The sequence below is a fragment of the Streptomyces sp. NPDC015220 genome (genome assembly GCF_043079345.1).
GTDB lineage: Bacteria > Actinomycetota > Actinomycetes > Streptomycetales > Streptomycetaceae > Streptomyces.
The window spans coordinates 40,734-54,857 of sequence record NZ_JBIBUK010000014.1 but is presented as its reverse complement, the minus strand read 5'-3'; the positions used below and the strand labels follow the sequence as shown (position 1 = coordinate 54,857).

Annotated in this window: 13 protein-coding genes; 7 read left to right on the top strand and 6 right to left on the bottom strand. The window is 75.5% G+C overall.

Features of this window, described 5'->3' with window-relative positions:
• Positions 1–101: 101 nt before the first annotated feature.
• Entirely contained in the window at positions 102–593 is a 492-nt protein-coding gene (locus ACF061_RS25150) for a flavin reductase family protein (protein WP_392269221.1), read from the top strand.
• Between the two features lie 97 nt (positions 594–690).
• Here the strand turns inward: ACF061_RS25150 and ACF061_RS25145 are convergent, their stop codons facing one another.
• From ACF061_RS25145 to ACF061_RS25135, 3 genes are all read right to left on the bottom strand, one after another.
• The gene (locus ACF061_RS25145; RefSeq protein ID WP_392269220.1) at positions 691–3,141 is read right to left on the bottom strand and encodes a SpoIIE family protein phosphatase; all 2,451 of its coding nucleotides are present in this window, start codon (positions 3,139–3,141) and stop codon (positions 691–693) included.
• 121 nt (positions 3,142–3,262) lie between these two features.
• Positions 3,263–3,640, bottom strand: a complete 378-nt coding sequence (locus ACF061_RS25140; RefSeq protein WP_392269354.1) for a hypothetical protein — start codon at positions 3,638–3,640, stop codon at positions 3,263–3,265.
• A gap of 574 nt (positions 3,641–4,214) precedes the next feature.
• Entirely contained in the window at positions 4,215–5,162 is a 948-nt protein-coding gene (locus ACF061_RS25135) for a MurR/RpiR family transcriptional regulator (RefSeq protein ID WP_392269219.1), read from the bottom strand.
• A gap of 202 nt (positions 5,163–5,364) precedes the next feature.
• On the opposite strand from ACF061_RS25135, the gene ACF061_RS25130 reads away from it, so the two are divergent.
• Both ACF061_RS25130 and ACF061_RS25125 read left to right on the top strand, forming a co-directional pair.
• The gene (locus tag ACF061_RS25130; protein ID WP_392269218.1) at positions 5,365–5,526 is read left to right on the top strand and encodes a hypothetical protein; all 162 of its coding nucleotides are present in this window, start codon (positions 5,365–5,367) and stop codon (positions 5,524–5,526) included.
• Positions 5,527–5,529: 3 nt separating this feature from the next.
• On the top strand, positions 5,530–5,928 hold the full coding sequence (locus ACF061_RS25125; protein ID WP_392269217.1) for a DUF3662 domain-containing protein: 399 nt from the start codon (positions 5,530–5,532) through the stop codon (positions 5,926–5,928).
• 142 nt (positions 5,929–6,070) lie between these two features.
• Here ACF061_RS25125 and ACF061_RS25120 read toward each other — a convergent pair whose 3' ends face one another.
• Complete coding sequence (locus ACF061_RS25120; RefSeq protein WP_392269216.1) at positions 6,071–6,760, bottom strand: nucleoside/nucleotide kinase family protein; 690 nt, start codon at positions 6,758–6,760, stop codon at positions 6,071–6,073.
• Positions 6,761–6,896: 136 nt separating this feature from the next.
• Between ACF061_RS25120 and ACF061_RS25115 the strand changes: the two genes are divergently transcribed.
• Positions 6,897–7,658, top strand: a complete 762-nt coding sequence (locus tag ACF061_RS25115) for an HAD family hydrolase (protein WP_392269215.1) — start codon at positions 6,897–6,899, stop codon at positions 7,656–7,658.
• Entirely contained in the window at positions 7,655–9,997 is a 2,343-nt protein-coding gene (locus tag ACF061_RS25110; protein ID WP_392269214.1) for a glycoside hydrolase family 65 protein, read from the top strand. The genes ACF061_RS25115 and ACF061_RS25110 overlap by 4 nt, the downstream gene beginning before the upstream one ends.
• Positions 9,998–10,062: 65 nt before the next feature.
• Here the strand turns inward: ACF061_RS25110 and ACF061_RS25105 are convergent, their stop codons facing one another.
• Positions 10,063–10,956: a M48 family metalloprotease gene (locus tag ACF061_RS25105; RefSeq protein WP_392269213.1), complete on the bottom strand. Its 894-nt coding sequence runs from the start codon at positions 10,954–10,956 to the stop codon at positions 10,063–10,065.
• Entirely contained in the window at positions 10,953–11,336 is a 384-nt protein-coding gene (locus tag ACF061_RS25100) for a BlaI/MecI/CopY family transcriptional regulator (protein WP_392269212.1), read from the bottom strand. The genes ACF061_RS25105 and ACF061_RS25100 overlap by 4 nt, the downstream gene beginning before the upstream one ends.
• 256 nt (positions 11,337–11,592) lie before the next feature.
• Here ACF061_RS25100 and ACF061_RS25095 point away from each other — a divergent pair, with 256 nt between their 5' ends.
• Together ACF061_RS25095 and ACF061_RS25090 are read left to right on the top strand one after the other, a co-directional pair.
• Positions 11,593–13,089 (top strand): hypothetical protein, encoded by a 1,497-nt coding sequence (locus ACF061_RS25095; RefSeq protein WP_392269211.1) that lies wholly within the window; start codon positions 11,593–11,595, stop codon positions 13,087–13,089.
• Entirely contained in the window at positions 13,086–14,039 is a 954-nt protein-coding gene (locus tag ACF061_RS25090; RefSeq protein ID WP_392269210.1) for a lysylphosphatidylglycerol synthase domain-containing protein, read from the top strand. The genes ACF061_RS25095 and ACF061_RS25090 overlap by 4 nt, the downstream gene beginning before the upstream one ends.
• Positions 14,040–14,124 lie beyond the last annotated feature (85 nt).

Genomic DNA, 14,124 nt, shown 5'->3' with positions numbered 1-14,124 from the left:
CGCCACGAGGTGGGCAGACGGCGACCGGATGTGCCGAGCGGGCCGGCGAGCGGCCCCGGCCGAGGACACGGCGCGCTGACGCGGGAACGGAGCGGTACGGCATGACGGACGGCAACGCGTTCTTCCACCGGCTGGACCCCGACATGTGCGTGGTGACCGCCGTGGCGGGCGGGGAGAGAGCGGGCTGTCTGGTCGGGTTCTCCTCGCAGTGCTCCATGAACCCGCTGCGGTTCGTGGTGTGGCTGTCCAAGGAGAACCGGACCTTCCGGGTGGCCGAACGGGCGGACCGCCTCGCCGTGCACCTGCTGACCCGGCGGCAGCGGGCGCTCGCCGAGCTGTTCGGCGGCCTCACCGGCGACGACGGCGTCGACAAGTTCGCCGACGTGCGCTGCACGGACCGGTACGGCGGGGCCGTCGTCCTCGACGACGCGCCGGCCTGGTTCGTCGGTCTGGTCCACTCGCGCGCCGACGCCGGCGACCACGTGGGCTTCGTGCTCGACCCGGTCGGCTTCGGCGGGACCGGCGCCCGGGGCGAGCCGTCGCTCCGCCTGGCGGACGCGCTCGGGATCCGGCCGGGGCACCCGGCGGACTGAGCCGGGCCACTCGGTCCGCGCGGCCGGTGACCGCGGCGCTCGTGGCCGGCCGGGCGCGAGCGGAGTCCGGGCCGGCCAGGTCGCAGCCGCGCGGCGGTCAGGCCGGTCCGGCCGGGACCCGGATGTCCAGGACGCAGACGTCGTCGCGCCGTTCGCCCTCCAGCATCGAGGCCAGCAGCGGACCGAGGGAGCCGGGGGCGTCCGCGCGGTGGGCCGCGGCGGCCCGGGTGAGACGTTCCAGACCCACTCCGATGGGCTCGCCGGGCCGCTCCACCAGACCGTCGGTGTAGAGCAGCAGCCGGTCTCCCGGTTCCAGGACGCACTCGGCCTCCTCGAAGACCGGGACGTCGGTGGCGCCCAGGAGCATGCCGCGCGGGCGATCGAGGTAGCGGGGCACGCCCCGGCGCAGCAGCAACGGCGGCGGATGACCGGCCTGGGCCCAGACCAGCAGGCGCTCCGCCGGCTGGTAGCGCGCCAGCACGAGGGTGGCCGTGCGCTTGGTGTCGCCGGAGTGCAGCAGCAGCGTGTTCAGCCGGGCGAGCGCGCCGGTCAGCGACGAACCCGTGAAGATCATGCCCTTGGCGGTGAACCGGAGCTGGGCCATGGTGGCCACCGCGTCGATCCCGTGCCCGGCGACGTCGCCGACCACGAACAGCGCTTCACCGCCGGGCAGTTCGACCGCGCTGAACCAGTCGCCGCCGACGTTGATCCCGGCCTCGGCCGGCAGATAGGCGAGGTCGACCCGCAGCCCGGCCAGGCGCACGGGCCGGCGCGGCATCGGCAGCAGCGCGTGCTGAAGCCGTCCCGCCAGCATCCGTTCGGCCTGGAGGATCCCGTGCTGCGCCAGCATGGCCCGCTCGCTCTCCACCAGGGCCAGTTCCGCGCTGCGCTGCGCGGTGAGGTCCTGGAGGAAGCCGTGGACCTGGACCGGCCGGCCCTCGGCGTCCGGGACGGCCTCGGCCACGGCCCGCAGGTGCCGCAGGCCGGCCGCCGTCCTGATCCGGAACGGCACGTCGAACTGCTTGCCCTCGGTCAGGATCTCGCGCACGGCACGGGCGAGCGCCGGCCCGTCGTCGGGGAGGGCGAGGGCGGGCAGTTGCGCCAGGCGGACCGGGCCCAGCGCGGGGTCGCGGTCGCACAGCGCGTAGACCTGCGAGGACCAGGCCGTCTCGGAGGTGACCAGGTTCCAGGTGGCCCAGCCCAGGTGGCCGAGCCGCTGGAGGTCCGCCAGGCGCTGCTCCTGCCGGTCCGAGGAGTCCTGCCGCAGCCAGGTGACGACCAGCCCGTCGTGCAGGCGGGCGGCCCGCACCGAGTACGTGGACAGCTCCTGACTGCCGCCCACGAGCTCCTGCTGCGCGTACGGCTCGCTCGCGTACGGCTCCCCGGTGTCGAGCGTGCCCAGCCAGCCCTGCCACAGCGGTTCCTCGGCGACGGCCGGCCAGCACTCGAGGATCCGCAGTCCGACCAGCTCGTGACCGCGGCGGCCGGCCACGTCGACGGTCTGGGGGGTGGCGGCCTCGATGCGGTAGTCCTCGACCTCGCCCGCGGGTGAGCGCAACGGGGTGAGCAGCAACGTCGTGCCGGGCAGCGCGCGGAACAGGGCGCGGACCGCTTCCGGGGCGCCGCCCGCGGTGTGCTCGGGCCGGGCGCCCAGGGCGCGCAGCCGCCCGGCGCACAGCCGGCTGACGCTCCGCAGCAGCTCCCGGACGCGCGGCGGGAACGGACCCGGCCGGCCGCGCAGCACGCCGATGGCCACGGCCGCGGCGCCCCCGGTGGCCACCGGCAGCCACGCCCGCGACGGCCAGCGTTCCTCGGGGTCGCCGATCAGCAGGTACCGCTTCCGGTCCTCGGCGAGGTCCTCCAGCCAGCGTGGCTCACGGGAGTTCAGGGCATCCCTCGCGGCGACCTCGCTGAGCGGCGGCACGTGCCGCCACTGGCCCGCCAGCCCGTCCTCGATCCCGGCGTGGCCGATCAGCTCCAGCCCGCCCCCGGGCAGCCGCCGGTAGATCATCACCGCGTCCGCGCCCACGGGCGCGGCGAGGTGCTCCTGGAGGCAGCGGGCGAGGTCCTGCGCGGTGCCGACGTGGACGAGGGCCCGGCCGACAGCGGCGAGGACGACGGTGTCGGCGCCCCCCTGCTCGGCCGCACCGACGCCGACGTCGGGCGACGGCGCGACGGCGCCGCTCTCCCCGTCGGCCCCGGCCCCACCGCTCCCGGCGCCCGTCGAGGCCGGGGCCGTCCGGCCGGCGGTGTGGCCCAGCGGGGGCACCAGGGTGCCGAGCGTGAGCCAGCACTCCTCCATCAGCGTGCGGCCCGCGATCTTGGCCCGCCGGAGCAGTTCGTCGTGCGCCGCCTCCGGGGAACAGCCGGTCAGCGCCATCAGCGCCCCCTTGGCCCGCTCCACGACGGCCGAGGTCGCCGCCAGGTTCTGCAACCGGTCCATCTCGGCACGCTGCCTGGCCACCACCTTCGCCAGCGCCGCCGTGTCGGGCGCGGCGCCTGACTCCGCAGGGAACCCGGGTTCGCTCACGCGACGAGCATCGCACATACGGGCCGCTCCGATCACCGGCTCCACCACGTGGGTTCCGTGCCCGCGCGCCCCTCATGGTCCGGGCCGTCACCCTGGCCGCCTCGGCCGTCACCCTGGCCGCCGGTCCGGGTGGCGCGGCTCAGCGGCCGCCGCGCTCCACCAGGGCCTCGGCCACGGCCCGGACGCTGCGGGCGATGTGCTGGAGTTGCAGCAGTTCCCCGGCGTACAGCTTGATGGTGTGCTCGATGACCGACTCCGGCAGGCCCAGCCGGGGCAGGTCGGCGCGCGCGGTCCGCAGGGCGGTGCGGGCCACGCGGATCTCCTGCTGAACCTGGATCTGCGCGTGCCGGGCGAGCAGCACGGGATGGCGCACCAGGGCGGGGTAGCTGCCGTAGCGGGCGGGGACGAGTTCGCGCAGCCATCTGGTCGCCGAGCGCTCCCAGTCGTAGCTGCCGGGGGGTTTGACCTGGCAGGGCCAGTCCGGGCTGATCCGCGTGGTGGTGACGGGCATGGTGATCGCTTCCGGGGGTGCGGCGTCGTGGTAGGTGGTCCGGCGAGGTGGGGCGGCCCCGGCCTAGGGGATGACCGGGGCCGCCGCGGGCGCTCGCGCCGGCGATGCCCGACCGGACGCCCCTGCGCCGCCGCCGGTGGGAAGCGGCGGCCCGGGCGGCCCGTACTGGGGCCCTCGACGCCGGCGGCGCCCGGGCGGACCGGGCGGGGGGATGCGCATGGCGGCCGTCGGCTTTCTCGGGCGGATGCCAGGTTTCGGGGGAGCGGTACGGTGCCTGGAGCGGACCGATCGCGTTCCGTGAGCAGTATTTATATATGCCATGCGCTTGGCAAGACGTATGAAAACATTCATGACTGCTTTGAGTGCATGAGTCGTTTGCGTTCCGACCGATGCTCACCGGCAGAACCGCGGTCGCCCGAGGTCAGAGGGGCGCGTCCTGGACGCCGACCGCCCCCGCGGGCAGGGTCGCCGGGGTGCACGACGGCCCGGGAGACCGGGAACCGGCCAGGCCGCCGGGAACCGGCCAGGCCGCCGGGAACCGGCCAGGCCGCCGGGACCCGGCCCGGGCGGCGGGGACCGCTCAGTCCTTCAGGAAGAACTGGTGCCGCTCGGCGACCTGCTCGTACTCCTCCAGCCGGGCCCGGGTCCGCTCGGGATCGGCGTCGGCCATGGCCTGCAACAGCGCCGCGCACATCACGCCCGGCGCCGCGTAGGAGTCGAAGGCCAGCCGGGAACCGGTCCCGGTGGCGAAGGTGACGTCCGCCTCGTCGGCCACCGGCCCCAGCGCCAGGTCGGTGATCAGGGCCACCTTGAGCCCGGCGCCGCGGGCCACCCGGACGGCGGTCAGGGTCTCGTGCGCGTGCCGGGGCATGGAGAAGGCCAGCACCCAGGTGCCGCCGGCCTCGCGGGACTGCAGCAGCGCGTCGTAGGCGACGCTGCCGCCGCGGGTGACCAGTCGCACGTCAGGGTGGACCCGCCGAGCCGCGTAGGCGAAGTACTCGGCGAGCGAGACCGAGATGCGCAGCCCGAGCACGGTCAGCGGCGCCGAGCGCGACAGCTCGCGGCCGACGGCGATCACCCGGTCGGGGTCGGCGAAGTCGCGGCGCAGGTTCTCCAGGTTGCCGATCTCGGCGTCGACCGCCGCCTGGAGCTCGTTGCCCCGGTCCTCCTCGACCGTGCCCGGTCCGCCGGTGAGGGTCCGCAGCGCGATGGACTGGAGCTTCTCGCGCAGCGCGGGGTAGCCGCTGAAGCCGACCGCACCGGCGAACCGGGTCACCGACGGCTGGCTGACCCCGACCCGGTCCGCGAGCTCGGTGATGGACAGGAACGCCGCCTCGGCGATGTTCTCGATCAGGTACTGGGCGACGCGGCGCTGGCCGGGAGACAGGTGCGGCCCGTCGAAGAGCGCTCGGAGCTGGGAGGCCGGGGCGGGCTCCGCTTCCGGAGCCGTCCTGCCCGAGGTGATCGTGGACGCCTGGGCGCGAGCCTGCTGCGGCGATGGCGCCGAGGCGCCTGCATTGTCTCCCACGGAGGTTCAACCTAGCCCACCCACCGTCATGACCAGGGCCGGTGCGAGCCGATCCGGCCGCGCACCGAGGACCCGGGCGCCGGCGCGGGCCACCGCTTCCGGATTCCTGGCCCGCGCAGGGATACGCGCCCGCCGCCCGGGAACCCGCCGCCGCAGGGGAGAGCCCCCCGGACAGACCCGACGGACGAGGAGCAGGAGCACCATGACCGTCCCCGAGGAGAACCGGCCCGGCACCGACACCGCCGACGAGACGACGGCCGACCGGTGGCAGAGCTCGCCGAAGGACCGGGGCGCGACCGGCCGCACGCTGCGCGAGGCGCTTCAGGAGGCGCGGATCCGCCCCGACGACTTCGAGGAGAAGTGACCGATGAGCGCGCTCACCGCACTGGAACAGGCCCTGGAGAACCGGTTCGGGGCGCTCTGGGCGCGGATCGCCGGCCGGGGACCGGTCGAGCTCCTCGACGCGCTGCACCGCGAGTGCGACGCGAACGCCGTGGTGTGCAGCGAGGAGCGGGTCATCGTGCCCAACGCCTACGACGTCGAGCTCGCCGACCCCGTGCACGACGAACTGACGCGCCGGGGCAGCCGCGTGGGGCAGGCGCTGACCGACAGCCTGGCCCGGCACGCCGACCGCCACGGATACGAGTGGGCGGGCCCGCTGACGGTGCGCGTCGCCCGCTCCGACGAGGTGCCCAACGGCCGCTTCCGGGTGGCCGGCCGCGTCATGCCGCACGTGAGCGCCGAGGCGTTCCGGCACCCGGCCTGATGGCCCTTCGCGGAGTCCGGGCCCTGGTCCTGTTCGCGGTCGGCGGCCGCCGAACGCGGGCGGTGCGGGCGTCGGTCCGGCACCTCATCAGGTCCCGCGACGCGCCCGGGGGCTGGTGGAGGGGCCGGCACCTGGTGGCGGGTCAGGCCGGCGGGTCTCCGGGGGCGGGTGCCGGGGGCCCGGGCAGGGCCGACGCCGGCACGACCAGGTCCGCGCGGTCCCGGTCCGCCGCGACCAGGTCGGCGTTGCGCTGGTCGGTGCCGAGGACCCAGGCGACCGCCTCCTGATGGTCCTTGCCGAACTCCTCGTGGCGGGCGACGAGACGGCGCACGCGTTCGGCCTCGTCGAGTTCGCAGAACCACACCTCGTCCAGCTGGGGCCGCACCCGGGCCCACGCACCGGTGCCGAGCAGCAGGTAGTTGCCCTCCGTCACGACCAGCCGGGCCGACGGCGGCACCGGTACCGCGCCCGCGAGGGGCTGTTCCAGGACGCGTTCGAAGCCGGGCGCGTACACCGTCTCCCCGGAGCCCTGCCCGGACTCCTCCCGCAACCGGCGCAGCAGCGCCGCGTAACCCGCCGCGTCGAAGGTGTCCGGCGCACCCTTGCGGGCGCGCCGGCCGAGCCGGTCCAGTTCGCGGTCGGCGAGGTGGAAGCCGTCCATCGGGACGTGCGCGACCCAGGGCTCGCCCGCGCCGTTGAGCGTGCGCACCAGGTGCTCGGCGAGCGTGGACTTCCCCGCGCCGGGGCTGCCGGTGATGCCGAGGATCGCGCGGTGCCCGTCGCGGGGCAGCGAGCGGGCGCGGACGAGGAGATCGGTGAAGGTCGGCGGCACGCGCCCAGTGTGTCACCCGAACGGCCGGGGCCGCCCGCGTGCGGCGGGCGCCCGTCGGCCGGAGAGTGGCTGCTGAATACCTCCGATGTGGCGTGCGCCACTCTGTCAACGCCGCGAAGCGGGGAAGGGTGCCTGTATGACAGAGCTCGGTCTGCCCCCGGAAATCCTGGCCTGCCTCTTCGATCTCGACGGTGTCGTCACCCGGACGGCGGTGGTGCACGCGGCCGCCTGGAAGGAGACGTTCGACGCGTTCCTGCGCGAGCGGGAGGGCGCGGACTACCGGCCGTTCGACGCCGTCGCCGACTACGACGAGTACGTCGACGGCCGCCCCCGGGCCGACGGGGTGCGCACCTTCCTCGCCTCCCGGGGCATCGAACTGCCCGAGGGCGCCCCCGACGACCCGCCGGAGGCGCCGACCGTCAACGGGGTCGGCAACCGGAAGAATGAACTCGTTCTGGAGAAAATCCGTACTGAGGGCGTGGAAGCCTACGACGGCACTCTGCGCTACATCGACGCGGTCCGGGCCCGGGGCCTGCGGACGGCGATCGTCTCCTCCAGCGCCAACACCCTCGACGTGCTCCGCTCCATCGACGCCGAGCACCTGTTCGACGTCCGGATCGACGGAGTGGTCGCCCGCGAACGCGCGCTGCCCGGCAAGCCGCACCCGGACACCTTCCTCGCCGCCGCCCACGACCTCGGCGTCGACGCCGGGCAGGCCACCGTCTTCGAGGACGCCCTGGCCGGCATGGACGCCGGCCGCTCGGGCCGCTTCGGGTACGTCGTCGGCGTCGACCGTGTCGGGCAGCGCGACGCGCTGTACGCGCACGGCGCCGACGTGGTCGTCGACGACCTCGCCGAACTCCTGACCGAAGGGACCGGACGGGGAGGCGCCGCGTGATCACCCATCGTTCGTACGTCGTCGAGCCGTGGACCGTGCGCGAGACGGAACTCAGCCTGGACGTGCTCGCCCAGAGCGAGTCCGTCTTCGCGCTCTCCAACGGCCACGTCGGCTGGCGCGGCAACCTCGACGAGGGCGAGCCGCACGGCCTGCCCGGCTCGTACCTCAACGGCGTGTACGAGGTGCACCCGCTGCCGTACGCGGAGGCCGGCTACGGCTACCCGGAGTCGGGGCAGACGGTCATCAACATCACCAACGGCAAGGTGCTGCGCCTCCTCGTCGACGACGAGCCCTTCGACCTGCGCTACGGCCGGCTCCTCTCCCACGAGCGCGTCCTCGACCTGCGCACTGGGTTGCTGGAGCGGACCTGCGATTGGGTGTCGCCGGCCGGGACCAGGATCCGGGTGCGCTCCACCCGGCTGATCTCCCTCACCCAGCGGTCCATCGGCGCCATCGCCTTCGAGGTGGAGCCGGTCGACTGCCAGGCGCGGGTGGTCATCCAGTCCGAACTCGTCGCCAACGAGCAGCTGCCGCAGGCCAACGGGGATCCGCGGGCGGCGATCGCGCTCCAGGCGCCGCTGGAGCCGGAGGAGGACTTCGCCTCCGGCCACCGGCTGAGGCTGGTGCACCGCACCCGGCACAGCGGTCTGCGCGTGGCCGTGGCCGCCGACCACGTCGTCACCGGCCCCGAGCGGACCACCACCGACAGCGAGAGCCACCCCGATCTGGCCCGGCTGACGGTCGCCTCGGTCCTGGCGGCGGGGCAGAAGCTCAGGGTGGAGAAGCTCGTCGCGCACGGGTGGTCCGGCGCCCGCTCACTGCCCGCGATGAGCGACCAGGTCGACGCCGCGCTGGCGGCCGCCGCGCACGGCGGCTGGCCCGGGCTGGTGGGGGAGCAGCGGTCGTACCTCGACGACTTCTGGGCGCGCGCCGACGTCGAGGTGGACGGCGACGAGGAGATCCAGCAGGCCGTCCGGTTCGCCCTCTTCCACGTGCTCCAGGCCGGCGCCCGCGCCGAGGAGCGGGCGATCCCCGCCAAGGGGCTGACCGGCTCCGGCTACGACGGGCACGCCTTCTGGGACACCGAGATGTTCGTGCTGCCCCTGCTGACCTACACCTCGCCGGACGCCGTGGCCGAGGCACTGCGCTGGCGGCAGAACACGCTGCCGGCCGCCCGGGAGCGGGCGGCGCAGCTCGGTCTGAGGGGGGCCGCGTTCCCCTGGCGGACCATCGAGGGCCAGGAAGGGTCGGCGTACTGGCCGGCCGGCACGGCCGCGTTCCACGTCAACGCCGACATCGCGCACGCCGTCGTGCGGTACGTGGCCGCGACCGGCGACGAGGACTTCGAGCGGGACACCGGGGTCGAGCTGCTGGTGGAGACGGCCCGGCTGTGGCGGTCGCTCGGCCACCACGACCACCGCGGCACCTTCCACATCGACGGCGTCACCGGCCCCGACGAGTACAGCGCGATCGCCGACGACAACACCTACACCAACCTGATGGCCCGGGCGAACCTGCTCGCCGCCGCCGAGGCCGTCGAACGCCACCCGAAGGCGGCGGAGCGGCTGGGCGCCGACGACGAGGAGAGCGCCACCTGGCGGGACGCGGCCGAGGCCATGAACATCCCGTACAACCGCGAACTGCGCGTGCACGAGCAGCACGCCGGCTTCACCCGCTACCAGCGCTGGGACTTCGCCGACACCCGCGCCGACCAGTACCCGCTGATGCTGCACTTCCCGTACTTCGACCTGTACCGCAAGCAGGTGATCAAGCAGGCCGACCTGGTGCTGGCCATGTACACCTGCGGTGCCGAGTTCGACGAGGAGCACATCGCCCGCAACTTCGCCTACTACGAGCCGCTGACCGTGCGGGACTCCTCGCTCTCGGCGTGCGTGCAGGCGGTCATCGCCGCGCAGACGGGCCATCTGCGCCTCGCCTACGACTACGCGGCCGAGGCGGCCCTGATGGATCTGGAGGACCTGGAGCACAACACCCGCGACGGGCTGCACATCGCGTCGCTGGCGGGCACCTGGATGGCGCTGGTGGCGGGCTTCGGCGGCACCCGCAGGGCCGGCGACGGGCTGGAGTTCGCGCCGCGCCTGCCGGAGAAGTTCAGCCGCCTGGCGTTCAGCCTCCAGTTCCGCGGCCGCCGGCTGCGGGTGGAGGTCACCCAGGAGAGCGCCACGTACACCCTGCTCTCCGGGCCGGCGCTGACGGTCCGTCACCACGGCGACGTGGTTCCCCTCCGGACGGACGCCCCCGAAGTCCGTCCGGTCCCGCTGCCGGAGCACCTGCCGGCCCCGGAGCAGCCGCCGCACCGCCGTCCGAACGCCCGGTGAGGCGTTCGGGAGGCGCGGTGCGGGGACGCCGGCGACGATCCGCCGGATCGTCGGCGGCGAGCGCGCTACGGCAGGACGCCGGCCAGCAGGCGCAGCAGGTCGTCCGTGGCGTCGGCGGCCCCCAGGACCGGCAGGGCGCCGAGGGCGAGGACGGCGGCCGCCACCGACCACAGGCGCGGGGGCGGGGCGCACCGCAGGGCGGCGACCCTGCGGGTGACCGCGCGGTCGGTGAAGCCCAGGGCGCAGGACGGCTCCGTACGGCCGGCGGCGAGGGCCGCCCGGGCCAGCGCGCGGGCGGTGGCGGTGCGGTCGCCGACCGCCGCCGCGGCCCGTTCGTCCGCCCAGCGCTCGACCAGGAAGGCGACCGTGGCGCGCACCGGGGCGAGCAGCGGGTTCGCGGCCGCGGCCAGCGTCGCCGCGCTCACCCACAGTGCGTGCCGGCCGGTCAGATGGGCACGTTCGTGGGCGAGCAGCACCCGGCGCTCCACCGGCCCGAGCACGCCGAGCATCGCGGCCGTCACCAGGATCCGGCCGGGCGATCCGGGGACGGCGAACGCCCGCGGCACGGGCGAGTCGGCGACGATCAGCTCGGTGTCCCCGGGGTGCCCCTCGCACAGCCGGCGCAGTGCCCGGCGCGTCGTCACCTCGGCGCGGACGGCGCGCCACAGCCGGTGGGCCACGGCGGCCAGGGCCAGAGCGGCGAGGAACCCGATCGCCCCGGGGACCGGCTCGGCGAGCCGCCGGCCGCTCTCCCGCGCCTCGGCGACGACCGGCGGCGCGTCGTCGAGAAGCGTCACGGCCAGCAGGACCAGGGACCAGACGGTGGCCGCGGCCGTCACCGCCGCGGCCGCGGTCAGCGCCCGCGCGGCGAGCGCCGGGGCCGTACGCCGGCCGACCGCCGGGCTGACCGCGGCGAGCAGCAGGGACAGCGCCAGCGGGGTGTAGACGTCGAGCGTCACGCCGCGCCCCCGGAGAGAAGGTCGCGCAGCGCCCGTTCCTCCTCGGGGCTGAGCCCGGTCACGAACTGCTGGAGGGCGGCGATCGGGTCGGGGCCGCGGTCCAGCGCCTCGTGCATGGCCTGGGCGGTGAGCTCGGCGGCGTTCTTCGCCGGCCGGTAGGCGCCCCGGCGGCCGTCGACCTCGCGCAGTACCAGACCCTTGTCGTAGAGCCGTTTGAGGATGGTGTGCACGGTGTTGTAGGCCAGGTCGCCGCCGATCTCCGACTGGATCTCGGCCGGTGTCAGCGGCCCCTCCGTCGCCCACAGGGCCGCGAGGACCTCGCTCTCCAGCTCGCCCGAGCTGCGCCGTTCCGTCCTGCCGTGAGGCCCTCTGCCAGCCATGCCCTCAACCTTACAGCGCGTAGTGATGTCAGGCGTCCGGCGGTATCAGCCCGGCGGGGCGCACCGACGCGGGATATTTTGTCCCTGCTTCTTCCGTTTCGCTCCGCTTCATCTTCCTTCCGGCTTCCTCCGAAGTCCGCCGACTCTTCCCCGACGCTTTCCCGACGGTTCCCTGATGCCTTACCCGACTCCCGCCCCGGTCCCGCAGACTGTGGGGAGTCAGAAACCCTACAGTGCGTAGGGGGAGGGGGTGGAGATGACCGACGGCACGCCCGCCACACTCGCCGGAACCCGGCGATCCGTCCTGCCGGCCGGCGCCGGCCGCGTCCTGCGCCCGCGCGGCGGCCTGCCCGTGGCACTGGTGGCCGCCGCCTTCACCCTGGCCCAGCTGCTGCTCGTCCGCCCCGGCATGGGCCTCGGCTGGGACGAGACCGTCTACGTCAGCCAGGTCAGCCCGCACGCTCCGGCGGCCTTCTTCAGCGCCCCGCGCGCCCGCGGGGTCCCGCTGCTGGTGGCCCCCGTCGCCTCCTGGTCCTCGTCCACCGCGCTGCTGCGCGTCTATCTCGCACTGCTGTCGGGCCTCGCCCTGTACCTCGCGCTGCGTGTGTGGCGCGGGCTCTTCCCGGCCCACGTCCTGGCCCTCGCCGGCGCCCTGTTCGCCACCCTGTGGGTGACCCTCTTCTACGGCCCCCAGGCCATGCCCAACTACTGGGTCGCCGTCGGCGCCGTCGCCTGCGCGGGCTGTTTCCTGCGCGCCCGCGCGGACCGCCGGGACCGCGCCGCGCTGTGCGGTCTGCTCGGCGCCGCCGCCCTGATGGCGTGGATGCGGCCCATGGACGCCGTCTGGGCGGTCCTCCCGCTGCCGGCCCTCGCCCTGCCGGGCCGCCACTGGAGGCCCCTCGCCGCACTGCTCGCCGGCCTGGCGGCCGGGTCCGCCGAGTGGGTGATCGAGGCCTACGTCGGCTACGGCGGCCCGCTGCGGCGGCTGTCCGACGGCTCCGCCGCTCAGGGCGGCCTGGGCTGGCACCTCGCCGTCGTGGACCAACTGCGCAGCCTGGGCGGACGGACCCTGTGCCGCCCGTGCGCCGGAGCGCCGCCCGGTCTCCTGATCACCGCCTGGTGGTACGTCCTGCCGGTGCTCGCCCTGCTGGGCCTGGTGCCGGCCCGGCGGGCCGGCCGCACCCGGCCCACGTGGACCGCGCTCGCCTGCGCCGCCACGGCCGCCTTCCCCTACCTGTTCCTGGTCGGGTACGCGGCGCCCCGCTTCCTGCTGCCCGCCTACGCCCTGCTGGCGATCCCGGTGGCCGACGCCCTGGTCCACCTGGTCCGGGCGCCCGGCGGCAAGTGGCGGCCGGCCGCCCTGAGCCTGGTCGTCCTCGGGCTCGCCGTCCACCTGGCGGTCCAGTACGCCGTCCTGGCCCGGACCGTCGCCCGTACCACCGCCGCCCACCGCGACTGGGACCGCACCGCCGTCGCGCTGCACCGCCTCGGAGTGCGCCCGCCCTGCCTGCTCACCGGCGAGAACGCCATCCCGATCGCCTTCTACGCCGGCTGCGGCTCCGCCGCGACCGACGGGAACAACACCAACACCACCCGGGCGGCCATCGAGGAGACCGCCCGGCGGACACCGGTCGCCGCGCTCACCACCGCGAACGGCCCCCCACCCCCGTACGCCCGCACCTGGCCCTTCCACCGGTTCGGCCGCCTCGGCCTGTACGTAGCGCCGACGGCGCAGAAGGGCACCGCCCCATGACGTCCCCGCTCCTCACCGCCACCGCCACCGCCGTCGCGCGCCGCCGGACCTGGTGGCACACCGCCGCCGTGCTCGCGGTCCTGCTGTGCGCCGGGTACCTCGGCCGGCGGCACTGGCCCCTGCTGGAGACCGGGGCCGGCCAACTCGCCGGCGCCGACCACGGCTGGCTGCTGGCCGGCGCGGCGGCCGCCGTCGGCACCTGGGGGTGTTCGACCCTCGCCCAGCAGGGAGCGGTCGCCGAACGGCTGCCCGGCGGGCGGCTCCTGGCCGCCCAGTTCGCCGCCTCCGCCGCCAACCACGTGCTGCCCGCCGGTCTCGGGGCCGGGGCGGTCAACCTGCGGTTCCTGATGCGCTGTGGACTGTCCGCCGGCCGTTCGGCGAGCGCGCTCGCGGTCAAGGCCGCTGCCGGGGCCCTCTCCCGGGCCGCCCTGATCGCGGTGCTCGCCGCGGCCTGTCCCGGTGTCCTGCGGATCCCGCACGTCCCCGGCCCGGCCGTCGCCGCCGTCCTGGCCGCCGCGGTGGTGCCGGCCGTGGCGCTGCGCGGGCCCCTGCGGTCCAGGTGCGGGCGCGCGGTCTGCTCGGTGCTGGCGGACATCCGGGCCGTGCACTCCCGGCCCTGCCGGGCCGCCGCCCTGTGGGGCGGCTCGCTCGCCTTCGCCATGGCGCACTGCCTGGTGCTGATCGCCGTCGCCCGGGCCGTCGAACTGCCCCTGGCCCCGGCCCGGGTGGCCCTCCTCTACCTCGCCGCGAGCAGCGCCGCCGCGCTGCTGCCCACCCCCGGCGGCCTCGGCTCCCTGGACGCGGCGCTCGCCTTCGCCCTCACCACCGCCGGTGCGCCCGGCGCCGGGGCCGCCTCCGCGGTCCTGGGCTACCGGCTGCTGACGGTCTGGCTGCCCCTGGTCCCCGGCCTGCTGGTCCTCGGGGCGCTGATCCGCCGACGGGCGGTCTGACGGCCCGCCCGCGGCACCGGGCGCCCGCCGCACCGTCCGGAGCCGCGTCCGGGGCGCCCGCCGCACCGCCCGCGGCACGCCGCCT

Bases quoted from the DNA above. Each gene is read 5' to 3' on its own strand.
- ACF061_RS25145 (WP_392269220.1), bottom strand. From the start codon at position 3,141: ATGTGCGATGCTCGTCGCGTGAGCGAACCCGGGTTCCCTGCGGAGTCA.
- ACF061_RS25125 (WP_392269217.1), top strand. From the start codon at position 5,530: ATGAGCGCGCTCACCGCACTGGAACAGGCCCTGGAGAACCGGTTCGGG.
- ACF061_RS25130 (WP_392269218.1), top strand. From the start codon at position 5,365: ATGACCGTCCCCGAGGAGAACCGGCCCGGCACCGACACCGCCGACGAG.
- ACF061_RS25115 (WP_392269215.1), top strand. From the start codon at position 6,897: ATGACAGAGCTCGGTCTGCCCCCGGAAATCCTGGCCTGCCTCTTCGAT.
- ACF061_RS25100 (WP_392269212.1), bottom strand. From the start codon at position 11,336: ATGGCTGGCAGAGGGCCTCACGGCAGGACGGAACGGCGCAGCTCGGGC.
- ACF061_RS25150 (WP_392269221.1), top strand. From the start codon at position 102: ATGACGGACGGCAACGCGTTCTTCCACCGGCTGGACCCCGACATGTGC.
- ACF061_RS25090 (WP_392269210.1), top strand. From the start codon at position 13,086: ATGACGTCCCCGCTCCTCACCGCCACCGCCACCGCCGTCGCGCGCCGC.
- ACF061_RS25095 (WP_392269211.1), top strand. From the start codon at position 11,593: ATGACCGACGGCACGCCCGCCACACTCGCCGGAACCCGGCGATCCGTC.